This is a genomic window from Pseudomonas sp. FG43 (genome assembly GCF_057809175.1).
In genome coordinates this window covers 16978-40235 of the sequence record NZ_JBMDJL010000014.1, presented here as the reverse complement: position 1 = coordinate 40235, position 23258 = coordinate 16978, and the positions used below count along the sequence as shown (strand labels likewise).

The following is a 23258-nucleotide window of genomic DNA, read 5'->3' as shown; positions in this document are numbered from 1 at the left end:
GCCCCTCCCACAAGTGATATGTACGCTACTGCGCCGAAAGCACCCGCGCCAGGGTCGCTTTCACTTTGCCCATGCCATCACGCAGCGCCTGCTCGATCTCGGCCATGGTGATGATTGCCGTGGACTTGCCCGCCGCCGGATTGACCACCAGCGCCAGACAGGCGTAATCCAGCTCCAGCTCGCGAGCCAGCGCTGCTTCGGGCATCCCGGTCATGCCGACGATGTCGCATCCGTCACGCTCAAGGCGAACGATCTCGGCCACCGTCTCCAGACGCGGCCCCTGGGTGCAGGCATACACACCACGATCACTGAACTCGCAACCCTCTGCCGCCAGAGCGGCAATCAGCCGGGCACGCAGCGCTTCGCTGTAGGGGTAGCTGAAGTCGATATGGGTGACCTGCTCCAGATCGTCGGCAAAGAAGGTGTGCTGACGACCACTGGTGTAATCCACCAGATCATGGGGCACGCAGAAATGGCCGGTACCCATGGCCGGATGGATACCGCCCACGGCGTTCACTGCCAGGATCGCCTGCGCACCAGCCTGCTTCAAGGCCCAGATATTGGCGCGGTAATTGACCTGATGCGGCGGCAGACGATGAGGATGACCGTGGCGGGCCAGAAACATCACTTCGCGACCGGCATAATCCCCGATCTGGATTTCGCCGGACGGCGCACCATAAGGCGTATTCATGGGCAGAGACTGGCGAATGTTCAGCCCTTCAAGCTGGGTCAGGCCTGTACCACCGATAATCGCGTAAACCGTCATTGCAAATCCTTAATCGATCAATTGTGCATTGCGCAGCGCTTGAAGCGCCGTCAGCCAACGCGGGTGCTGGCGATAATCCGTCGAGGCATGTGCCTGACCCCGCATGCGGGCAATGCGCGCAGAAGGCTTGACCTTCAGGCGTTGTGCCGCACTCAAGGCCAGCTCGGCAGCAGCCCGGTCATTACAGACCAGCCCCATGTCACAACCGGCCGTCAGAGCGGCCTCGATGCGACTGGCCGCATCGCCCACCACATGAGCACCCGCCATGGACAGGTCGTCACTGAAGATAACACCGTCAAATTGCAGTTCGCCGCGCAGGATCTCCTGCAACCAGCGACGGGAGAACCCGGCAGGCTGCGAATCGACCTGCGGGTAGATGACATGGGCAGGCATCACGGCGGCCAGTTGTTTGCTCAGGCGCGCAAAGGGCACGAGGTCCTTGCTGCGGATTTCGTCCAGGCTGCGCTCATCATTGGGGATTGCCACATGGGAATCGGCTTCCGCCCAGCCATGCCCGGGGAAATGCTTGCCAGTGGCCGCCATGCCGGCAGCCTGCATGCCACGGATAAAGGCACCGGCCAGCAAGGCCGCACGTTCGGGATCGCCCTCGAAGGAACGGGTTCCGACCACCGCGCTGCGCTGGAAATCGAGGTCCAGTACCGGCGCGAAACTCAGGTCCAGGCCAACAGCCAGCACTTCGGTCGCCATCAGCCAGCCACAGTGCTCAGCCAGCAACTCGGCATCAGGTTTATCGGCAATGGCGCGCATTGCAGGCAAACGCACGAAGCCTTGTCGCAGGCGTTGCACCCTGCCACCCTCCTGATCCACCGCCAGCAGCAGATCAGGGCGAACAGCGCGAATCGCCGCGCTCAACTCGCGTACCTGACGTGGATGCTCGATGTTACGGGCAAAGATAATCAAACCGCCCACTTCGGGCTGACGCAGAAACTGACGATCTTCGGCGGTCAACCAGGTACCGGCGACATCGACCATCAGGGAGCCTTGCAGGCCAGAACTCATAGAAAAACCCTTAACACACCATTGCCAATCAATCCGGGCATGGTGCTTGATCCTGGAGCCTCGCGCAATGCGAGCGCATCCAGGAATCGTCAGGCCTTGGCAGTTGCGGGGGCGCTTGAAGAGCTTTTGGTGCGCGGCTTGAGCTGCGCAGCGATCATTGCGGCATCCGTCACGCCGGTTTCCGCACGCATGCCAGCCGCCAGGAACGGCACCATCAGGCGCATGACCTGCTCGATGGAGGTGTTGACGCCGAAATCGGTCTCGGCAATGGCGCGCAAGGCCTTGATACCGGACATGCTGAAGGCTGCGGCACCCAGCATGAAATGCACACGCCAGAACAGCTCGATAGGCGGAATACGCGGGGCAGCTTCATTGACCAGAGTCATGTAGCGGCGAAACACCTTGCCGTACATGTCTTCAAGATAGCGACGCAAATGGCCCTGGCTCTGGCTGAACGCAAGCCCCAGCAGGCGCATGAAGATCGACAGGTCATTGCCGCTGCGTGGCTGAACGACCAGAGCCTGCTCGACGAGCATTTCCAGCAGCTCTTCAAGGGTTGGCTTTTGCTCGGGCCTGGCCTGACGACGCTCCAGCTCGCGTTCGAGACTGATGCAGAACGGCCCCAGAAAACGCGAGAACACAGCCTGGATCAAGGCCTTCTTGGAGCCGAAGTGATAGTTCACTGCAGCCAGATTGACCGACGCCTTGCTGGTAATCAGACGCAAGGAGGTTTCAGCAAAGCCTTTTTCTGCGAACAATTGCTCGGCAGCATCAAGAATGCGTTCAACGGTTTCCGACTGGGCCATGGCTCTCTGCCTAACAAACGAACGTTTGAAACATACGTATCAGCCGGGCCTCTTGTCAAGCGCGGGCGTTCATATTGTGGCCGAACAGTCACGTATCGAGCCTCCAGGCGACGGACTGTAGCGACCGTCCGGCGACGAAAATAAAAAGGACGATTGCCAACACGCTTTCACTGTATATAATCCCAGTCACTGTATAAAAAGACAGAGCGCTCGCCATGATCAAACTGACGCCACGCCAAGCCGAGATTCTGGGCTTTATCAAACGCTGCCTCGAAGACAATGGCTACCCGCCTACCCGCGCCGAAATCGCTCAGGAACTGGGTTTCAAATCTCCCAACGCGGCCGAAGAACACCTCAAGGCACTGGCCCGCAAGGGCGCCATTGAAATGACTCCGGGCGCATCACGCGGCATCCGCATTCCGGGCTTTGAAGCCAAGCCCGACGAAAACAGCCTGCCCATCATCGGTCGCGTTGCTGCCGGCGCCCCGATCCTGGCCCAGCAACATATCGAAGAGTCCTGCAACATCAACCCGACCTTCTTCCACCCAAGTGCCGATTACCTGCTTCGGGTACACGGCATGAGCATGAAGGACATCGGCATTCTGGACGGCGACCTGCTGGCCGTGCATACCACTCGCGAGGCCCGCAACGGCCAGATCGTCGTGGCACGGATCGGCGACGAGGTCACGGTAAAACGCTTCAAACGTGAAGGCAGCAAGGTCTGGCTCATTGCTGAAAACCCGGAGTTCGCACCCATCGAGGTCGATCTCAAGGATCAGGAGCTGGTGATCGAAGGCCTGAGTGTCGGCGTCATTCGCCGCTAAGGAGACGTTATGCAGTTCCATCAAGCACCGCACACGCAATTACCACTGTTCGAGGCGTTCCTGGCCCAGCCACTCGCCCCGATGATTGCCGAAGATACCGAAAAGGCCTGGGGCAGCGAGCCAGAAGCCTTCAGTGAACTGACATTGCGTGGCGCGGCCGGGAGCTGCCTGAGCCTTATGGCACCTATCCTTCGGGAACTGAGCCAGGACACCAACGACCGCTGGCTGACTCTGATTGCACCACCCCCAAGCCTTACCCAGACATGGCTAAGGGATGCAGGGCTCAACAGAGAGCGAATCCTGCTATTGCAACCTCGGGGAAATCAAAGCGCACTGGAGTTGACTCGCGAAGCACTCAGACTGGGACGCAGTCATACGGTAGTCAGCTGGATCAATCCGCTGGGTTCCGCTGCTCGTCAGCAACTGGTGAAGGCGGCGCGGATCGGGGATGCGCAGAGTTTGAATATTCGACTGGGCTGATTGATTGCCCAGTCGTCAATGAAGGACCCGAGGCCCCGAGTCCTTCTCAAGCTCACCTTCAGCCAATCGTCCGGCCATCTGCACACCTACGCTCAGCATCGCCTTGGCAATCTCGACATGCTGACCCTGCATGAAAGACTTGGCATCCGCCGAGAAATCAAGGGTAACCAGCGCCCCTTCATCATCGGCACGACGCAATTCTATGCGGCCGTCAGGTAGTTCGACAATTTCAAGAAAAGAGGTAGGCATCAGGACAAATACTCCGCGAAAGGCCGACATTGTACCAGTCTGCCAGCTTGTAGATCATTGGTTTTAGCACTCGCTCAAGCCTTCACGAAAACGAATGGCCAGACCCTTTAGTTGTTGCCGCCAGCCTTCCAGTTCCTCACGACCCAACTCAAATGCAGGCTCATCATCCAGATTTACCGCGACAATCATCGGCTGGGTCACGTCTCCCTTCGGGGCCTTGGGTGCGCGAGGCGGCTCGAACAAGGCGTTGTAGGCCGCAAGAAGCTGCGCCAGCCAGGTTTCCCGATGCCGCGCCAGCTCGACCAGTTCAGCCATCTCCGGGATCGCCACGGCATCCAGCACTTCCTGAGTCAGCAGCAGTTCGGCACGAGGCGCATTGGCCTGAGGCAAGCGGTAGAAACCGGCAATCTCATGACACAACCCCAGCAGCGCGCCATACAAATGAAACAGGACAGCTTCACGCTCGGCCTGAAGCAGCGCCTGAGCATTGATGGCCTGCCCTTTTTCAGCCTTGCCCAGCGCTTCAAGCGCAAGCCCGGCAAAGTAGATCTTCTGGTTGGTGCGGGTATAGAGCTCATGAGCCATGGCAGCATTCTCCATAACGGTCAGATAAAAAGAACATAGCCACAAGCACCAAAGCTCCCGACAGGACAACCCCGCCAAGAGCCTCTCTGGACAACCTGTGCCCGACTGACGCCGGGCAACTTCGGTCAGCGCTTGTCTTCGACCTTCCAGACACCACCATCATAGAAAGCACGCCAGCCGGTCGGCTTGCCTTCCACTTCGGTCTGGACATATTGCTCTTTGGTTTTGCGGCTGTAACGGATTACCGCCGGACGGCCATCGGGGTCTTTCTTCGGCGCTTCGCAGAGGAAGTGATACTTGGGATCGATTTCATCCTTGTGCGGCACAATCTCAATGACCAACGGCGCACGGGTTTCGCGGTTCTTCGGGAACTGGCTTGCGGCCAGGAACAGGCCGGAAGCACCGTCGCGCAGGATGTAGGTGTCATCAACCTTGTCGCACTTGAGCTCAGGCATCTTCACCGGGTCCATCTTCGGTGGTGCGGCATCACCGCTCTTGAGCAGCTTGCGGGTGTTCTTGCACTCGGCATTGGTACAGCCGAAGAACTTGCCGAAACGCCCGGTCTTGAGCTGCATCTCACTGCCGCACTTGTCGCACTCAAGGCTCGGACCTTCGTAGCCCTTGATCCGGTAAGTACCCTCTTCGATCTCGTAACCCGAGCAATCCGGGTTGTTGCCGCAGATATGCAGCTTGTGTTTCTCATCCAGCAGATAGGCATCCATGGCCGTGCTGCAGACCGGGCAGCGATGCTTGCCACGCAATACGCGGGATTCGGACTCACCTTCGTCATCCTCGGCGATCTCGTCACCGGGCGTCAGGTTGACCGTTGCCTTGCAGCGCTCCTTCGGCGGCAGGCTGTAGCCCGAGCAACCGAGGAATACACCAGTCGACGCGGTACGGATCTGCATCGGGCGACCACACACCTTGCACGGAATGTCGGTCATTACCGGCTGGTTGGCGCGCATGCCGCTGTCGGGAGCCTCGGCCACTTCGAGCTTCTTGCGGAAGTCGCCGTAGAACTCGTCCAGCACGTTCTTCCAGTCACGCTGCCCCTGGGCCACATCGTCGAGGTTCTCTTCCATCCCGGCGGTAAAGCCGTAGTCCATCAGGTTGGAAAAGCTCTCGGACAGGCGACCGGTCACGATATCGCCCATTTTTTCCGAGTAGAAACGGCGATTATGCAATGCAACGTAGCCACGGTCCTGAATGGTCGAAATGATCGCCGCATAGGTCGAAGGACGACCGATACCGCGCTTTTCCATTTCCTTGACCAGGCTTGCTTCGGAGTAACGCGCTGGCGGCTTGGTGAAGTGCTGGCTCGGGTCCAGTGTCACCAGTTTCAGGGTTTCGCCCTGAGCCATGTCCGGCAACACGCCGTCATCGCCCGGTTTGGATATCTGCGGCAATACGCGGGTGTAACCGTCGAACTTCAGGATGCGGCCCTTGGCACGCAGCTCGAAATCACCGGCAGCAACGCTGACCGTGGTCGACAGGTACTGAGCCGGAGGCATCTGGCAGGCCACGAACTGGCGCCAGATCAACTCGTAAAGGCGCTCGGCATCACGCTCCATGCCTGTCAGCTTGCTTGGATGGGTATTGACGTCGGACGGACGAATCGCTTCGTGAGCCTCTTGTGCGCCTTCCTTGCTGCTGTAGACATTCGGGGATTCCGGCAGGTATTTCTTGCCGAACTCAGTCTCGATGTAGGTGCGCGCCATACTGACGGCATCGGCCGACAGGTTGGTGGAGTCGGTACGCATGTAGGTGATGTAGCCCGCTTCATACAAGCGCTGGGCCATCATCATGGTTTTCTTCACGCCAAAGCCCAGGCGGTTACTGGCAGCCTGCTGCAGAGTGGAGGTGATGAACGGTGCCGACGGCTTGCTGCTGGTCGGCTTGTCTTCGCGCTTGACGATGCTGTAGCTGGAAGCCTTGAGCTTTTCCAGAGCCGCCATGGCCTGGGCTTCGTTGAGCGGCTTGAAGGCCTCACCGTTTTCCCTGGCGACTTCAAAGCGCACATTGGCGCCCTTGGCAGTGCCCAGGTCGGCATGGATTTCCCAATACTCTTCAGGATTGAACGCGCGAATCTCACGCTCACGCTCAACCACCAGCTTCACGGCAACCGATTGCACACGACCGGCTGACAGGCCACGGGCAACCTTTTGCCAGAGCAGCGGCGACACCATGTAGCCCACGACGCGGTCGAGGAAGCGACGGGCCTGCTGGGCGTTCACACGGGCGATATCCAGCTCGCCTGGCTTTGAAAAGGCTTCCTGGATGGCTTTCTTGGTGATTTCGTTGAACACCACGCGCTTGAAGCGGCTGTCATCTCCACCGATGGCTTCGCGCAGGTGCCAGGCAATGGCTTCCCCTTCGCGGTCCAAGTCCGTTGCGAGATAGATGGTGTCGGCATCCTTGGCGAGCTTGCGCAGCTCTTCGATCACCTTTTCCTTGCCGGGAAGGATTTCGTATTTGGCCTTCCAGCCGTGTTCGGGGTCGACGCCCATGCGCGACACCAACTGGCGCCGGGCCTTCTCCTTGGGACTCAGTGCGGGCGCTTCGCTCGCAGTTGCCTTGCCACGCTTTGCGGCAGGTTCCTTGGCGGCACTAGCCGAACCGCTGGTGGGCAGGTCTCGGATATGGCCGATACTCGACTTCACCACGTACTGGTTGCCCAAATACTTGTTGATGGTCTTGGCCTTAGCCGGGGATTCCACGATGACCAGCGATTTGCCCATGGATCAGAAAATTCCTGAAAACTAGATGAAAGACGGAGTGCAGCTTATAAAGGCCACGCTATATATAGTGGCAACAGAGTGAGGTCAAGCACAGGCTGTTGTGCGATCCCGACTCACGGACGGGTAAAGAGACTTGGCTCGACCTGAACCAAAGCAAAGCGTGGCACTTGCTCGCCGTCAACCTCGACGGACTCCTGGAACATGCTCAAAGGACGTACCCACATCCCGAAATCACCGTAAAGAGCCTGATAGAACACCACTTCTTCCTCGGTCTCGGAATGCCGCGCAACGCTGAACACCCGGTACTCCGGGCCTTTGTAATGGCGGTAGAGCCCTGGCTGTAATTGCATGCTGTTGCCCTCGTGAAACATGACTGAAACAACGGGTAAAAAAATTGCTTTTTCCAAAATACAAAAGCCGGGGACCCGGCCCCGGCTCGCATCATTTCAAGGCCTGTTGACAACAACAGGCCCCGAAAAACTCAGATGCGTTCAAAAACAGTGGAAATGCCCTGCCCCAGACCAATGCACATGGTCGAGACACCGAGATTGCCGCCATTCTGCTTCATTACATTGAGCAAAGTACCCGAAATACGCGCACCGGAACATCCAAACGGATGGCCCAAGGCGATAGCACCGCCGTTCAGATTAACCTTCTCGTTCATCTTGTCGAGCACTTTCAAATCCTTGAGCACTGGCAAGGCCTGTGCAGCGAAGGCTTCATTGAGCTCGAAGAAGTCGATATCGGCAATGCTCAGACCTGCGCGCTTGAGGGCTTTCTGAGTTGCCGGCACAGGACCGTAACCCATGATTGCCGGGTCAACGCCCGCCACAGCCATGGAGCGGATCACTGCCATCGGCTGGATACCCAGGTCCTTGGCACGCTGGGCGGACATGACGATCATGCACGACGCACCATCGGTGATCTGCGATGACGTACCCGCCGTCACAGTACCGCCCTTGGGGTTGAATGCAGGCTTGAGCGCCGCAAGACTTTCAAGGGTGGTATCGGGACGGATGGTTTCGTCATAGTCGAAAACCTTGAGGAAACCGTCTTCGTCATAACCCTGCATCGGGATGATCTCGTCCTTGAACTTGCCCTCAAGCGTTGCCTTGTGGGCAAGCTGGTGGGAGCGCAGACCGAAGGCGTCCTGTTGCTCACGGGTAATGCCGTGCATCTTGCCGAGCATTTCGGCAGTCAGGCCCATCATGCCCGACGCCTTGGCGGCGTACAGGGACATGTGCGGGTTCGGGTCGACGCCATGCATCATCCCGACGTGGCCCATATGCTCGACACCACCGATCACGAATACATCGCCGTTGCCGGTCATGATTGCCTGTGCCGCGGTATGCAGCGCGCTCATGGACGAACCACACAGGCGGCTCACGGTCTGGGCCGCCGAGGTGTGCGGGATCTGGGTCAGCAACGACGCCATGCGCGCGATGTTCCAGCCTTGCTCCAGGGTCTGGTTGACGCAGCCCCAGATGACATCTTCCACCTCGGCCGGGTCGATCTTCGCGTTGCGCTCCAGCAGCTTGCTGATCAGGTGCGCCGACATGTCTTCAGCGCGGGTGTTGCGGTGCATGCCGCCCTTGGAGCGGCCCATCGGGGTGCGACCGAAGTCGACAATCACGACGTCTCTTGGATTCAAGCTCATACGTTCATTCCTCAGAAGGCGCTTAACCGAAGAAGCTCTGGCCTTTACTGGCCATTTCACGCAGCTTCGCGGTCGGTTGATACAAGGCACCCAGCTCGGCATATTGGTCAGCGAGGGCAACGAATTGGGCGACGCCGATGGAGTCGATGTAACGCAGCGCACCACCACGGAACGGAGGGAAACCGATGCCGTAGATCAAGCCCATGTCGGCTTCAGCGGCGGTTTCAACGATGCCGTCTTCCAGGCAGCGCACGGTTTCCATGCACAGCGGGATCATCATCCAGTTGATGATGTCTTCATCGCTCACTTCACGCTGCTCGTAGACAATCGGCTTGAGAACGTCCAGTACGGCAGGATCGCTGACCTTTTTAGGCTTGCCCTTCTTGTCTGTCTCGTAGGCATAGAAGCCCTTGCCGTTCTTCTGGCCAAGGCGCCTGGCCTCATACAGCACATCCACGGCAGAACGACGGTCGTCCTTCATGCGATCCGGGAAACCTTCGGCCATGACGTCACGACCATGGTGACCGGTGTCGATACCGACCACGTCCATCAGGTACGCAGGCCCCATGGGCCAACCGAACTTCTCCATGACCTTGTCGATGCGTACGAAGTCCACACCGGCGCTGATCAGCTTGGCGAAACCACCGAAGTACGGGAACAGGACACGGTTGACCAGGAAGCCCGGGCAGTCGTTGACCACAATCGGGTTCTTGCCCATTTTCTTGGCGTAGGCAACGGTGGTTGCCACAGCTTCCTCGCTGGACTTCTCGCCCCGGATGACTTCGACCAGCGGCATCATGTGTACCGGGTTGAAGAAGTGCATACCGACGAAGTTTTCCGGACGCTTGAGGGCCTGAGCCAGCAAGCTGATGGAAATGGTCGAGGTGTTGGAGGCCAGAATGGTGTTTTCAGCCACATTGGCTTCAACTTCAGCCAGCACGGCCTGCTTGACCTTGGGATTCTCGACCACGGCTTCGACCACCAGATCGACGTTGCCGAAATCGCCATAGGACAGGGTCGGGCGAATCGCATTGAGGGCTTCAGCCATCTTGGCAGGTGTCAGACGGCCTTTGTCGACACGGCCGCCCAGCAGCTTGGAAGCTTCATTGAGGCCCAACTGGATGGCTTCTTCGCGGATATCCTTCATCAGGATCGGCGTGCCTTTCACCGCCGACTGATAAGCGATACCGCCGCCCATGATCCCGGCGCCCAGTACGGCCGCCTGTTTCACGTCCTTGGCGAGCGCATCGTAAGCCTTGGATTTCTTTTTCAGTTCCTGATCGTTCAGGAACAGGCCGATCAGACTCTGCGCGGCAGAAGTCTTGGCCATTTTCACGAAACCGGCAGCTTCGACTTCCAGAGCCTTGTCGCGACCGAAGTTGGCGGCTTTCTGGATGGTCTTGATGGCTTCTACGGGAGCCGGATAATTCGGTCCGGCTTGACCTGCGACAAAACCCTTGGCTGTTTCGAATGCCATCATCTGTTCAATGGCATTGAGCTTGAGCTTGTCCAGCTTTGGCTGACGCTTGGCCTTGTAATCGAACTCGCCGCTGATGGCACGCTTGATCAGGTCCAGGGCTGCAGCCTGAAGTTTTTCAGGGATGACCACGGCATCGACAGCGCCGACCTTGAGCGCGTCGTCAGCAGTGTTTTCCTTGCCGGAGGCGATCCATTCGATGGCGTTGTCGGCCCCGATGATGCGCGGCAGACGAACCGTGCCGCCAAATCCGGGGTATATGCCCAGCTTGACCTCTGGCAGACCAATCTTCGCCGTGCTGGCGATGACACGGTAATCCGCTGCCAGACACATCTCCAGGCCACCGCCCAGTGCGATGCCATTGATGGCAACCACCGTAGGAACGCCCAGGTCCTCGAAGTCACTGAAGATCTTGTTGGCCTCAAGGTTGCCGGCAACCAGCTCGCTTTCCGGCAGCTTGAAGTTGTCAACGAACTCGGTGATGTCGGCGCCGACAATGAACACGTCCTTGCCGCTGGTGACAATCACACCTTTGACAGAAGCGTCGGCCTTGAGGACATCCACCACCTGACGCAGCTCGTTCAGGGTCAGGCGATTGAACTTGTTGACGGACTCACCCTTGAGGTCGAATTTCAACTCGACGATGCCACTTTCAAGAGCCTTAACCGTGATGGCTTTACCTTCGTAAATCATCAACTGATCTCCACAATAGGGAAGCTGAACAATACTCGCCGAACGTTAACGTTCGACGAGACTACGACGTCGCCGTCGATGAACACGCCAAATCAAGCACACCCGCCGACGTGGTAGTCAGAGTTCTGTCAGAGCCGTCTGACGACCAAACGATCAATTCATACGCCCGTTTGATTTGGGTATGCACACCATCAGGCAAAACCCGATAATTGTCAATTCGACGAAACATCAATAAAAACGGCGGATTGGCCAGATTGCAGACCGGATCGTCACCCAGGCCCCAAGTTTGATTTGGGCCCATTCAAAAAAGTGATAATGCAAAGCTCGCAGCAAAGCCCGCATGGCCTTTTTTGCACCGTTGATGCTCACAGACGAAAAAGACTCAGGAAAAACGCGACAAAACAGAGCGGAAGGTCTACAGTCAGCGCACTGCATGAGAAGCCGTTCATCGCGAAATGAACCGCATACGAGCAGATCGGTGATCTACGGCATTGCACCGTAGCACCCAGAATTATCGGCCTGCCTGGCCAACCCCCAGCCCGATGCTGTTATCGGGCTTTTTAATGCCTGCAAATCAATCGTTTCTCAGGCCAGCGCCTTGAGAACGGCATCGATTTTCAGCAAGACCTGCGGCTCTCCCCTCTCCCCCCAGTACAGCGCAATCATCTGCCCGTCAGCCTCGACCTTGAACACGTCCGCCGGCAACGTATTGAAATGATTTAGCAGCCCGGCGTCCTCACAGGGCTCGCGCCAGCGATTGAGCCAGACACCCGGTTCGCTCTGCCAGTAGGCCCAACATGCCATCTGCGCTCCCGAACGAGGCCGGTGATATTGAGCGCAAGGGCTTGGCGGCTCCTTGGCAAGCCAGTGCGGCCATTCCTGAGGTGCCAATTGCATGGCCATCCCCAGACGCCGGGCCTCCAGGCGCAAAGCCATTCTGCCGCTCTGCTGACGTGAGGGCCGCAGCCATACGAGCGGGCTCAACATCACACAAATGATTGACAGAACCACCAAGGTCGTCATATTTCTTGTCCCCGCCCAATCAGGCTCAGTACGAAAAGTCGCCGCATCCGGAAATACCCGGCATCAAATGCGAGTCGAAAAGGAGATCACCCGAAAGAACCGCAGAGCGGATAGCGCCCTTGCTCGCCAGCTTTCGTATCACTAAAAACAATCACAAGAACAATGGCTTGCAAAAGGGTCTGCCCATAAGCGTGCGAAGAAGCCATACTCACCATTATCGCAATCCTCTCGGAGGACCTCCTCATGTCGTATCAACACATCCTGGTTGCCATTGACCTCACTGAAGAGTGCGATCCAGTCATTCGTCGCGCCCGTGTACTGGCCCAGGCCAGCGACGCAACCCTGTCAATGGTGCATATTGTCGAACCCATGGCGATGGCCTTCGGGGGCGACGTTCCGATGGATCTGTCGCAACTGCAACAGCAGCAGTTCGATCAAGCCAAGGAAAAGCTGGAAAAACTGAAGGAAAAGTACCCGGACATCAAGGCAGGCGAAAGCCATCTGGTTTACGGACAGCCTCGTCAGGAAATCCATCAACTGGCCAAGAACCAGAAGTGCGACCTGATCGTCGTTGGCAGCCATGGCCGCCACGGCCTGGCGCTGCTACTGGGCTCGACCGCCAATGACGTCCTGCATGGCGCACCTTGCGATGTGCTGGCTGTACGCCTCAAGAAGCCTGAGTAAACATATTTACCAGCGAAAAGCCCGGGCATCTGTCCCGGGCTTTTTTGCATCAAACTACCGGCGTAGGAGCGAATTCATTCGCGAAAGGCCGATACATCCGAAAAACGTATCGCCCTCAATGACGTCTCGCGAATAAATTCGCTCCTACCGGGTTCGGCTCACTCGTCCAGTTCGGCCCAGCGCTCCAGCAACGCATCGAGCTGCGCCTGCATGCTCTCGACCTGCGCCAGCACGGCAGTGGTCTGCTCGGAAGAGCGCTGATAGAAACCCGGCTCGGCCATTTCTGCAGTCAGAGCGGCAATCGCCCCTTCCACTTCATCGATCTGCCCCGGCAAGGCTTCCAGCTCACGTTGCTGCTTGTAGCTGAGCTTCTTTTTGGCAACAGGCATTTCCTGAGCCGCTACAGGCGCAGCCTGCACCACGGCAGTGTTCAGCTCGGCCTTGCCTGACTTGGTGTCGGTGACACCCAGCAAGCGCGGCGAACCGCCCTGACGCAACCAGTCCTGATAGCCGCCGACGTACTCACGAACCTTGCCCTCACCCTCGAAGACCAGAGTACTGGTGACCACGTTGTCCAGGAATGCACGGTCGTGGCTGACCATCAGCACCGTGCCCTTGAAGGTCAGCAGCACTTCTTCGAGCAACTCCAGGGTTTCCACGTCCAGGTCGTTGGTCGGTTCGTCGAGCACCAGCAGGTTGGCTGGCTTGCTGAACAGCTTGGCCAGCAACAGACGGGCACGCTCGCCACCGGACAACGCCTTGACCGGCGTACGCGCACGCTGCGGGCTGAACAGGAAATCGCCCAGGTAGCTCAGGACGTGACGGCTCTGACCATCGATATCGATGAAGTCACGGCCTTCGGCCACGTTATCGATAACGGTCTTTTCCAGGTCGAGCTGGTGACGCAACTGGTCGAAGTAGGCAACGTCCAGGCGAGTGCCGACTTCCACCTTGCCTTCGGTAGGCTGCAGGTTGTCCAGCATCAGCTTGAGCAATGTGGTCTTGCCGGTACCGTTGGCACCCAGCAGGCCGATACGATCCTCGCGCTGCAGGACCATGGAGAAATCCTTGATCAGCGTCGGGCCACCCGGATGCGCGAAGCTGACGTTTTCCAGCACCATCACCTGCTTGCCGGATTTCTCGGCAGTATCGAGCTGGATATTGGCCTTGCCGGTGCGCTCACGACGCTCGCTACGTTCGACGCGCAAGGCCTTGAGGGCGCGCACGCGACCTTCGTTACGGGTGCGACGGGCCTTGATCCCCTGACGAATCCAGACTTCTTCCTGGGCCAGACGCTTGTCGAACAGCGCATTGGCCGTTTCTTCGGCAGCCAGCGCGGCTTCCTTGTGAACCAGGAAGCTGGCGTAGTCGCCATTCCAGTCGATCAGGCCACCACGGTCGAGCTCCAGAATACGGGTCGCCAGGTTTTGCAGGAATGCCCGGTCGTGGGTGATGAACAACACAGCACCCTGGAAATCCTTGAGGGCTTCTTCCAGCCAGGCGATTGCGCCGATATCCAGGTGGTTGGTCGGTTCGTCGAGCAGCAGCAGATCCGGCTCGGAAACCAGCGCCTGGGCCAGCAGCACACGACGACGCCAGCCACCGGACAACTCGGCCAGGGTCTTGTCGGCGGGCAGTTGCAGACGGCTCAAGGTACTGTCGACCAGTTGCTGCAGGCGCCAGCCGTCACGGGCTTCGAGTTCCTGCTGGACATGCATGAGCTTGTTGAGGTCGTCCTCGGTCACGCAGTTCTGGGCAAGGTGGTGGTATTGGGCGAGCAAGGCACCCACGCCATCCAGACCTTCGGCAACCACGTCGAAGACCGTCCGGTCATCGGCCACGGGCAATTCCTGTGGCAACTCGCCGATCTTGAGGCCAGGCGCACGCCAGACAGCGCCGTCATCGGGCTTCTGCACGCCCTTGACCAGCTTCAACATGCTGGATTTGCCTGTACCGTTACGGCCGATGATGCACACCCGCTCACCACGGGCGATCTGCCAGGACACCTTGTCCAACAACGGCATGGCGCCGAAAGCAAGGGACACATCGCTGAATTTGAGCAGGGTCATGATCTTCTCCAAAAACCGGGCGCGCATTCTACCTGAGATAACCGACAGATGTCGGCATTCATGCCACCCTGCACCGGGCAACCCGCAAAGTCCTTATAACATCTGGTTTCATTCGCATTCATTACAGCCTTCGGCAATGCTTTCACCCGAGGCTGGCAAAAGGCTAAGCTAGCGACACTTTTCACGATTCACTCTGCTCGGAAGTCTCATGCGCAGTCGTTTGTTCAGTTTCTTATCCTGCCTGTTGCTGTCTGCCACTGCGGCACAGAACGCTCACGCGGCAGATCTCGGCCAACAACGCAAATATTACGACGAAGCAAAACGGGCACTGGCCAAAGGCGACTCAGGCCCTTATCAGATGTACAAGTCAGCGCTGGCCACCTACCCGCTGGAGCCTTATCTCGAATACGACGAACTGACTGCGCGCCTCAAGACTGCAAGCAATCAGGAGATCGAAAGATTCCTGGCCGAGCACGACGACCTGCCCCAGGCCAACTGGATGAAACTGCGCTGGTTACGCTGGCTGGCCGAACGTGGCGACTGGCAGACCTTCGTCAAGTACTACAGCCCCAAGATGAACTTTGTCGAACTGGACTGCCTGTATGGCCAATACCAGTTGAACAACAATCTGCGCGCCGAAGGCTATGCCAACGCCGAAAAGCTGTGGATGACCGGCAAGACCCAGCCAGACGCCTGCGACGCACTCTTCAGCCAGTGGGCAGCCGCCGGCCAGTTGACCGAGCAAAAACGCTGGCAACGCGCCAAGCTGGCAGCACAGGCTCGCAACTACACGCTGGCAAACACTCTGGTCAACAGCCTCAATTCCCTCGCCCCCCAAGGCAAGTTGCTGCTGGCCGTGGCCCAGAAGCCGGAAATGCTCAATAACCCGGCGCAGTTCACCCCGGTGGATGAGGCCATGTCCGATGTCGTAGGCCTTGGCTTGCGCCGCCTGGCCAGACAGGACCCGCAAAAAGCCATGGCCATGCTCGACGGCTATGCCGCGACCATGCACTTCTCCCGTGAAGAACAGGTGGAGATCGCCAAGGAAATCGGCTTGACCCTGGCCCGTCGCTACGACGATCGCGCTCTGGAGGTCATGACCAAATATGACCCCGAACTGCGCGACAACACCGTGACCGAATGGCGTCTGCGCCTGCTGTTGCGCCTGGGACGCTGGGAAGATGCCTACGAACTTGCACGCCGACTGCCCAAGGATCTGGCCAGCACCAACCGCTGGCGCTATTGGGAAGCTCGCGCACTGGAGCTTGCCCAGCCGAACAACCCTCTGATCCCGAGCCTCTACAAGGACGTGGCCAAGGAGCGTGATTTCTATGGCTTCCTGGCGGCTGATCGCACTCAAAGCGCTTACCAGCTCAATAACAAGCCACTGGTGCTCAGCCCTGCGCTGGTCAACAAGGTGCGCAACACGCCGGGCATACGTCGCGCCCTGGAGTTTCATGATCGCGGCGAAATCGTCGACGGCCGTCGTGAGTGGTATCACGTCAGCCGCCTGTTCAGCCGCGATGAAATGGTTGCCCAGGCCAGACTGGCCTATGACATGAAATGGTATTTCCCGGCGATCCGGACCATCAGTCAGGCGCAGTACTGGGACGATCTGGATATCCGCTTCCCGATGGCGCATCGCGACACACTGGTGCGCGAAGCCAAGGTACGCGGCCTGCATTCAAGCTGGGTGTTTGCCATTACCCGCCAGGAAAGCGCATTCATGGACGATGCCCGCTCAGGCGTGGGCGCCAGCGGCCTGATGCAACTGATGCCGGCCACCGCCAAGGAAACAGCCCGCAAGTTCAGCATTCCACTGGCATCGCCGCAGCAGGTGTTTGATCCGGACAAGAACATTCAGCTTGGTGCTGCCTATCTGAGCCAGGTACACGGCCAGTTCAACGGCAACCGCGTGCTCGCCTCCGCCGCCTACAACGCAGGCCCCGGCCGCGTTCGCCAATGGCTCAAGGGCGCCAACCATCTGGCATTCGATGTCTGGGTAGAAAGCATTCCCTTCGATGAAACCCGCCAGTACGTGCAGAACGTGCTGTCTTATTCCGTGATCTACGGGCAGAAGCTCAATTCACCACAGCCGCTGGTGGACTGGCATGAGCGCTTCTTCGACGACCTGTAAAAGCTGATCAGAGGCAAGGCAGTTGCACGCTGCCTTGCCCACACCACTCAGGCGGCAGGTTATTCGAGAATCTCGACCTTCATCCCCACTTCCAGAACCCCAGGCCCGTCATTGACCAGATTCTGGCCGAACATCACATCGCCCTCCATTTCGCGATAGGTCTTCAACGTAGTCAGCGGCTCACGGTCTTCGCTGCGTACGCCTGTCGCCGGATCGATGGTGGTCAGGATGCAACGCGCACAAGGCTTGAGGACACGAAACTCCATTTCGCCGATGCGGATACGTTTCCAGCCATCCTCGGCAAAGGCCTCGGCGCCTTCGATGACCAGATTGGGCCTGAAGCGCAGCATCTCCTGCTGGCGACCGATCCTGGCAGACAGATCGTCGAGCGAGCCCTGACCGATCAGCAGCAAGGGAAAACCATCGGCAAACGACACCTTGTCATCAGCCGTGCCGTAACCACTGGGCAGCGAGCGGGCACGATCCACCGGCACGTAGACCATGCGGGTCGGCTTGCCGATGAATTCGCTGACCCAGGCAGCCGCCTCCTCTCCCGCATCCGGCACCTGCAAGGTATCGCGCCAGACAGTAACACCGCGCAGATTCGCCTCGACACTGGCAGGCAGAGCCACATCAAGAGGCTGGAAACCGGGTGCAGAAAGGGTCACACCGCCTGCGGCATTCCACAGTACGGACAACTGAGACATGTGCGGCAAGGCACGCTGAGTGAAGAAACGCCCGCTGTTTGCGTCCACCAGCATCCAGCGTCGGTCGCCTGCCAGCCCCAGTTCATCGAAGGCTGCGCGCTGCAGTACTTCGGCTTTGCATGATTTGAGGGGGAAACGATAAAGAGAAGCGAGACGTAGCATTGCCTGTTCCTTGGGAGCTCGAAAAACTGCGACATGAACGTCGCAGCTTATACGAGGCACCCAAGGCAAAGCAGCAAATGTTTCAGCCGCCGTTGACCATGATCAGACGCTGGCGCACTACTTCGACCAGTTTGTCGGGCTGGAACTTGGAGAGGAAGTTGTCGCAACCGACCTTCTTGACCATCGATTCGTTGAAACTGCCGGACAACGAGGTGTGCAATACGATGTACAGGCTACGCAGGCGCGGGTCATTGCGGATTTCCGTGGTCAGGCGATAACCGTCCATCTCGGGCATCTCGGCGTCGGTAAAGACCATCAGCAGTTTTTCTTCGACGTTCTCACCCGCGTCAGCCCAGCCTTTGAGCATGTTCAGCGCCTTGAGGCCATCGCTGGCCACATGCAGCTTCAGCCCCAACTGCGAAAGAGTGTCGCGCAACTGCGACAGCGCCACCTTGGAGTCATCCACCAGAAGGATTTCACGACCACGGGCGTGCTCCAGAACCGGGTCTTCCAGCTTCTCGCGGGACACCTTGGCGTTGTAGGGCACGATCTCGGCGAGGACTTTTTCCACGTCGATGATTTCCACCAGTTGGTCATCGACCTTGCTGATGGCAGTCAGATAATGCTGACGACCGGCACTGGTCGGCGGCGGCATGATCGCATCCCAGTTCATGTTGACGATACGGTCCACGCCACCGACCAGGAACGCCTGCACGGAACGGTTGTATTCGGTCACGATGATGGTACTGCCCGGCCCGGGCACCAGGGGACGCATGCCGATGGCCTGAGACAGGTCAATCACCGGCAGCGTCTGACCGCGCAGGTTGACCACACCACAGACGAATGAATGCCGCTGAGGCATCAGGGTCAGCTTGGGTAACTGGAGCACTTCCTGGACCTTGAACACGTTGATCGCAAACAACTGACGACCGGCAAGGCGAAACATGAGGATTTCCAGGCGATTCTCGCCCACCAGCTGTGTGCGTTGATCTACTGTGTCGAGAATGCCAGCCATTTATAGCTCCTGAAGCGTTGATCACGATGAGTCTGCAGTACCTGTATCGGCTGCAACAGCCCGGACCTTAATAGCCATAAATACAATGTCCAAGCATTGATGTCACATTACCATCATGCTTTACTGGTGTCGCACTGCACGTGGTCAAATATGACAGAAAACTCCTGTTTGACCCTCACATAAAAACAGGCTCGACGCTTTCGAGCCTAGGGGTACCCCTGAGCCCCCATCAGGGCTGACCTGATATTCTCCACACTCAATAGCCACTATTGTGACGCCATTCTCATTGCATGAATGGAGTCAGGCTCTTGTTCGCTTTCCGGTCCGTGCAATCGGCCATCCTGCTGAGGCCCATAGCTGGGCATCAATGGCGTTGCACCATGGCAAAACTGGAGCATCCAGTGCGGTCCGATAACGGGTTGGCGTCATTCAAGACATTATTTTTTAAACATCAAAATGCCATCACTCGGCAATATTCAGAAAGCACCTACATACATTCATTTGAAATCAACATTAACTGTCGTCCATTCGCTGCGGGCGAAACAAATTCGCTACCTACACTGCGTGGAGACAGAGGATGCTGAACAGTAATGAGTGGCAGCACAGACACGATCAGTTCCTTGAGGACTCGCTGGCTCTTCTTTACAAGTCGGAAGAATGCCTGTCGCACCTGGAAATGATCGTCGACGATGAAGATGCCATTGAAAGCCTGCTGACCAATCTGCTCAAGCTTAGCCATGAGGCTCAGAACGCTTCGATTGAATGCCTTGCAGACTTTTCCCGGCAACTGCGGCAATGGCTTACCGAAGCCCGCCAATGTGACGGGTTCTCGCAGGAAGTGCTGAATACGCTAAAAAGCTGTCTGGCCCTGATGTCCTGGCAACTGGAACTGATCGACCCACAGACCGGCGAGCTTCCTCTGGACAGTGAAGAGCAGCAGGAACTTCTGGCCAAGCTCGCCGATATTTCCAGTACTTCCTGATCATCGCAGCCTGTTACGCGCAAATAACAACCGGTCTTGCAGGCCATCTTCCCCCGGCAAATCATTGCCTGTTTTCAAGTCGATATCCCTTCAGAAACATCAGGACACTATTACGGTACGTGCCAGCGCACGCATTGCCCTGCAATTTCCTGTTTACAGGAAGGCAGGTTAAAACATTAAATCATCGCAGCATTGAGATAAGATCACTGGCCGGACATGGACAGGCTCTGAAACTGACGGGCTGTTATACAACTACGTGATATTGACCTGACCTCGATAATGCCAGGTCATACGCACTGACCATCAATTGGCGCCATTCTTTATGCATGTCAGCAGGAAGCTCCCCAGAGTTCGATCCCTCAACACGAAAAACGCCCAGTGGCTTACGAATGTGCTGTGTACGGGCGCAATCCTGGGCAATATCGGGCTGTTTCTCAGTTCTGACGCACTCCCCCTTTCACTGCTGGCACTGAACCTGATCACGTTCGTGAGCATCTGGCTCGCACAACTACGTGCCAACAAACTGATCCAGCTTAAACCCCAGGAACTGGCCGAACGGATGCTGGAAGTTCAGGAAAGCGAACGCCATCGGCTCAGCCGGGAATTGCATGACGACATCGGCCAGATGCTGACCGCTGCAAAGATCCAGTGCGACTGGCTGCAACGCCGCTTAACGACCGATTTACAGTCCCACGGCATACAACTGAACAGCATTCTTGAAGAAACCCTGGACAAAGTGCGCGACCTGTCAGCCATCCTCAATCCCCGCCAACTGTCGAGCCTGGGGCTGGAAGCCAGCTTGCGGGCTCATCTGCTGAACGCCCTGACCGACAGCCCGGTGCGCTGGAGCCTGGAGTGCCACCAGCGGCTGACCGGCATTCCCGAAGAAATGGCCGTGGCCGCTTTCCGCATCACTCAGGAAGCCGTGACCAACGTGCTGCGCCACTCCCGTGCCGAAAACCTGCTGGTACGCCTGCAACGCTTGCCCGCCGGGCTTTCACTCTTCATCGCCGACGACGGCATAGGCTTCGAGCCGGCACATAACCCGGCACATGCTGGCCAGCGCGGCATGGCGGGCATGGCAGAACGGGTAGCCTTGCTCAATGGCTCATGGAGCCTGCACAGCACGCCGGGCAAAGGCACACAGATCGACGTATTGTTTCCCTGGGCTCCTCGCACACACGAACGGGCCAATGCACACAAGACCCCCCAATGACTTGCAATCTATTACTGATCGATGACCACTCGCTGATAAGGGCTGGCGTCCGCGCTCTGGTTTCAGACATTCCCGGCTACGCCGTGATTGGCGAGGCGGCTGATGGCAGCCAACTGTCGAGTCTGGCACTCGAACTGGAACCGGACATCATCCTTCTGGACATCACCATGAAGGACACCAACGGCCTGGACGCCCTGGAACAACTGCTTGGGGTGCAACCCCACAGCAAAGTGCTGATCATCTCGATGCATACCGACACCGACACGATCATGCGAGCCCTGGAAATGGGTGCCCATGGCTATCTGCTCAAGGATGCGACAGCCAAGGAACTGGAACAGGCACTGGAAGCCCTGCGCAACGGCGAGCGCTATTTGAGCCCTGCCATCGCCCATACCGTGATCAATCGGGCCTTGCGTGGTCCCCGGGCAAACAAACCCGAGCCACTGGACAAGTACAACCTCACTGCTCGCCAACTGGAGATCCTGCGTCTGGTCGTACGCGGCAAATCCACCCGTGAAATCGCCAGCGGGCTGGGCCTGAGCATCAAGACCGTGGAAAGCCATCGTTCACAGATCATGAAGCGCCTGCAGATCTACGATGTTGCCGGGCTGGTACTGTTTTGCGTACGTGAACGGATCATCAGTCTGGACGACTGAGTGCCTGTACCGTCCCGAGCACCGGCGAATTCCCGGGCAAATGGATCCGCAAGGCGCCGGGGCGGGCCACAAAGCGCAGGTTCTCGCCTGATAACGGTTCACCGTCCAGATTGATGTCCAGCCCCTGGGCGGACTTGAGTTCAACCCACGGCAGGCGCGCACGAACGAACATATTGTCGATCCCCAACCCGCCTTCGAGCAGCCGCTTGAGCGTACCGACAACCTCCTGAGGCGCCGGAAGGATGCTGATATCGAGCATGCCATCATCGACCATCGCTTCCGGGCACAACACATGACCGCCTCCGGCCTGTCGACCGTTACCGATGCCCAGGGCCAGCAGATTGCCGCGCCAGTGAAAATCCGGCCCGACCAGTTCGCCATGAGCCGCATGCAGCTCGCTGAACCGCGACAACCCGGTAAACAGATACGCAGCGCCGCCCAGCACCTTTTTCAGGTCTTCAGAGGTATTGGCTGTCACCTGGCTGCCAAAGCCGCCAGTGGCCATGTTCAGGAACAGCTTGCCGTCCACTTCCCCGAGATCGACCGCACGTGGCTCTACATCCAGCAGATCCAGTGCATCCGACACTTCCAGCGGTACACCGGCTGCACGGGCGAAATCATTGGCGGTGCCCAATGGCAGAATCACAAGGCTGCTCTGTGTCTCAGCCTGCGCAAGAGCTTCGGCAATATCGCGTACGGTGCCGTCCCCGCCTCCGGCAATGATGTGCCGGTGTCCGTTCGTCAGCGCTTCGGTGACCAGACGCTGCGCGTCACCGCCCTCCCAGGTCAGTCGAACATCCAGCTCCCAGCCTTGCTCACGCTTTTCCATCACGGCGCTGCGTACATCCTCATTAAGCGACTGCTTGCCATGCAGAATCAGAATCGCTCTGCGTTTTGTCATGACGCCTCTCCATAATCGATAGTCTGTACGAAGACACTTTCCGTGTAACACGTGGATGTGACCCCACCGCACAAGAAAAAACCCCTTCTTCCGGATAATTTTTTCAAGGGGCCTGCTGGCCGGACCTCCCTTGAAATAACTGAACGCGCACGCCTGCAACAGCTCTGCAACAGCTCTGCAACAACGCAAAAAGCCAAAATAAAATCCCAAGAATGAAACTTTTTTTGTTTCATGAGCTTTACTGTCAAGAAACCCCCATTCGAGGGTGCTGTTTTTCAAAAACCAACGAAAAGACCTACGCGATCAAAGGCTTTGAATGACTTGAAAAAATTGACACACCATCAGGGGACATGAGGAAAAAAACCAAAAACGACAAATAAATGGCTTTTCTTGGAATAAATAAACAGAAAA

21 protein-coding genes are annotated in these 23258 nt (G+C 57.9%); 7 read left to right on the top strand and 14 right to left on the bottom strand.

From position 1 onward, the window contains the following. Window positions 1-25: 25 nt before the first annotated feature. The 3 genes from ACODS3_RS17065 to psrA all read right to left on the bottom strand — a co-directional run bounded on the left by ACODS3_RS17065 (window position 26) and on the right by psrA (window position 2592). Window positions 26-766 carry an S-methyl-5'-thioinosine phosphorylase gene (locus ACODS3_RS17065; RefSeq protein WP_201002733.1) on the bottom strand — a complete coding sequence of 247 codons (741 nt, stop codon included), beginning with the start codon at window positions 764-766 and terminating at the stop codon, window positions 26-28. A 9-nt stretch (window positions 767-775) separates the two neighbouring features. Beyond that, on the bottom strand, window positions 776-1774 hold the full coding sequence (nagZ, locus tag ACODS3_RS17060) for a beta-N-acetylhexosaminidase (protein WP_201002893.1): 999 nt from the start codon (window positions 1772-1774) through the stop codon (window positions 776-778). A 101-nt stretch (window positions 1775-1875) separates the two neighbouring features. Continuing rightward, on the bottom strand, window positions 1876-2592 hold the full coding sequence (gene psrA / locus ACODS3_RS17055; protein ID WP_201002735.1) for a transcriptional regulator PsrA: 717 nt from the start codon (window positions 2590-2592) through the stop codon (window positions 1876-1878). 215 nt (window positions 2593-2807) lie between these two features. Here psrA and lexA point away from each other — a divergent pair, with 215 nt between their 5' ends. Both lexA and sulA read left to right on the top strand, forming a co-directional pair. Next, window positions 2808-3416: a transcriptional repressor LexA gene (lexA, locus tag ACODS3_RS17050; protein WP_025260736.1), complete on the top strand. Its 609-nt coding sequence runs from the start codon at window positions 2808-2810 to the stop codon at window positions 3414-3416. Between the two features lie 9 nt (window positions 3417-3425). Then, window positions 3426-3896 carry an SOS-induced cell division inhibitor SulA gene (gene sulA / locus ACODS3_RS17045; RefSeq protein WP_201002737.1) on the top strand — a complete coding sequence of 157 codons (471 nt, stop codon included), beginning with the start codon at window positions 3426-3428 and terminating at the stop codon, window positions 3894-3896. A 15-nt stretch (window positions 3897-3911) separates the two neighbouring features. Here the strand turns inward: sulA and ACODS3_RS17040 are convergent, their stop codons facing one another. The 7 genes from ACODS3_RS17040 to ACODS3_RS17010 form a co-directional block, all read right to left on the bottom strand. Then, window positions 3912-4145: a hypothetical protein gene (locus ACODS3_RS17040; RefSeq protein ID WP_025260738.1), complete on the bottom strand. Its 234-nt coding sequence runs from the start codon at window positions 4143-4145 to the stop codon at window positions 3912-3914. 63 nt (window positions 4146-4208) lie between these two features. Beyond that, complete coding sequence (locus tag ACODS3_RS17035; RefSeq protein WP_489035390.1) at window positions 4209-4730, bottom strand: DUF6586 family protein; 522 nt, start codon at window positions 4728-4730, stop codon at window positions 4209-4211. 125 nt (window positions 4731-4855) lie between these two features. Continuing rightward, entirely contained in the window at window positions 4856-7468 is a 2613-nt protein-coding gene (topA, locus tag ACODS3_RS17030; RefSeq protein ID WP_201002741.1) for a type I DNA topoisomerase, read from the bottom strand. 113 nt (window positions 7469-7581) lie between these two features. Next, complete coding sequence (locus tag ACODS3_RS17025) at window positions 7582-7818, bottom strand: DUF1653 domain-containing protein (protein ID WP_201018564.1); 237 nt, start codon at window positions 7816-7818, stop codon at window positions 7582-7584. 131 nt (window positions 7819-7949) lie between these two features. Further along, window positions 7950-9125 carry an acetyl-CoA C-acyltransferase FadA gene (gene fadA / locus ACODS3_RS17020; protein ID WP_201002745.1) on the bottom strand — a complete coding sequence of 392 codons (1176 nt, stop codon included), beginning with the start codon at window positions 9123-9125 and terminating at the stop codon, window positions 7950-7952. A 22-nt stretch (window positions 9126-9147) separates the two neighbouring features. Next, window positions 9148-11295, bottom strand: coding sequence for a fatty acid oxidation complex subunit alpha FadB (gene fadB / locus ACODS3_RS17015; protein WP_201018563.1), 2148 nt, complete (start codon window positions 11293-11295; stop codon window positions 9148-9150). 585 nt (window positions 11296-11880) lie between these two features. After that, the gene (locus tag ACODS3_RS17010; RefSeq protein WP_201018562.1) at window positions 11881-12318 is read right to left on the bottom strand and encodes a hypothetical protein; all 438 of its coding nucleotides are present in this window, start codon (window positions 12316-12318) and stop codon (window positions 11881-11883) included. 243 nt (window positions 12319-12561) lie between these two features. Here ACODS3_RS17010 and ACODS3_RS17005 point away from each other — a divergent pair, with 243 nt between their 5' ends. Continuing rightward, a complete protein-coding gene (locus ACODS3_RS17005) occupies window positions 12562-13002 on the top strand; it encodes a universal stress protein (RefSeq protein WP_201002751.1) in 441 nt (146 codons plus the stop codon). 158 nt (window positions 13003-13160) lie between these two features. On the opposite strand, the gene ACODS3_RS17000 is transcribed toward ACODS3_RS17005, so the two are convergent. Beyond that, the gene (locus ACODS3_RS17000; protein WP_201002753.1) at window positions 13161-15071 is read right to left on the bottom strand and encodes an ATP-binding cassette domain-containing protein; all 1911 of its coding nucleotides are present in this window, start codon (window positions 15069-15071) and stop codon (window positions 13161-13163) included. 208 nt (window positions 15072-15279) lie between these two features. On the opposite strand from ACODS3_RS17000, the gene ACODS3_RS16995 reads away from it, so the two are divergent. Then, entirely contained in the window at window positions 15280-17208 is a 1929-nt protein-coding gene (locus tag ACODS3_RS16995) for a transglycosylase SLT domain-containing protein (protein ID WP_201018561.1), read from the top strand. Between the two features lie 59 nt (window positions 17209-17267). Here the strand turns inward: ACODS3_RS16995 and ACODS3_RS16990 are convergent, their stop codons facing one another. Then, entirely contained in the window at window positions 17268-18077 is an 810-nt protein-coding gene (locus tag ACODS3_RS16990; protein ID WP_304574271.1) for an MOSC domain-containing protein, read from the bottom strand. An 82-nt stretch (window positions 18078-18159) separates the two neighbouring features. Next, complete coding sequence (locus tag ACODS3_RS16985) at window positions 18160-19092, bottom strand: chemotaxis protein CheV (protein WP_489035385.1); 933 nt, start codon at window positions 19090-19092, stop codon at window positions 18160-18162. 577 nt (window positions 19093-19669) lie between these two features. Here ACODS3_RS16985 and ACODS3_RS16980 point away from each other — a divergent pair. The 3 genes from ACODS3_RS16980 to ACODS3_RS16970 all read left to right on the top strand — a co-directional run bounded on the left by ACODS3_RS16980 (window position 19670) and on the right by ACODS3_RS16970 (window position 21946). Further along, the gene (locus ACODS3_RS16980) at window positions 19670-20074 is read left to right on the top strand and encodes a hypothetical protein (RefSeq protein WP_201018558.1); all 405 of its coding nucleotides are present in this window, start codon (window positions 19670-19672) and stop codon (window positions 20072-20074) included. Window positions 20075-20396: 322 nt separating this feature from the next. Then, window positions 20397-21290 (top strand): sensor histidine kinase, encoded by an 894-nt coding sequence (locus ACODS3_RS16975; protein WP_489035383.1) that lies wholly within the window; start codon window positions 20397-20399, stop codon window positions 21288-21290. After that, window positions 21287-21946 (top strand): response regulator, encoded by a 660-nt coding sequence (locus ACODS3_RS16970; RefSeq protein WP_201002765.1) that lies wholly within the window; start codon window positions 21287-21289, stop codon window positions 21944-21946. Before ACODS3_RS16975 ends, ACODS3_RS16970 begins: the two co-directional genes overlap by 4 nt. Here ACODS3_RS16970 and yegS read toward each other — a convergent pair. Beyond that, window positions 21930-22847: a lipid kinase YegS gene (yegS, locus tag ACODS3_RS16965; protein ID WP_201018555.1), complete on the bottom strand. Its 918-nt coding sequence runs from the start codon at window positions 22845-22847 to the stop codon at window positions 21930-21932. The genes ACODS3_RS16970 and yegS overlap by 17 nt on opposite strands. Window positions 22848-23258 lie beyond the last annotated feature (411 nt).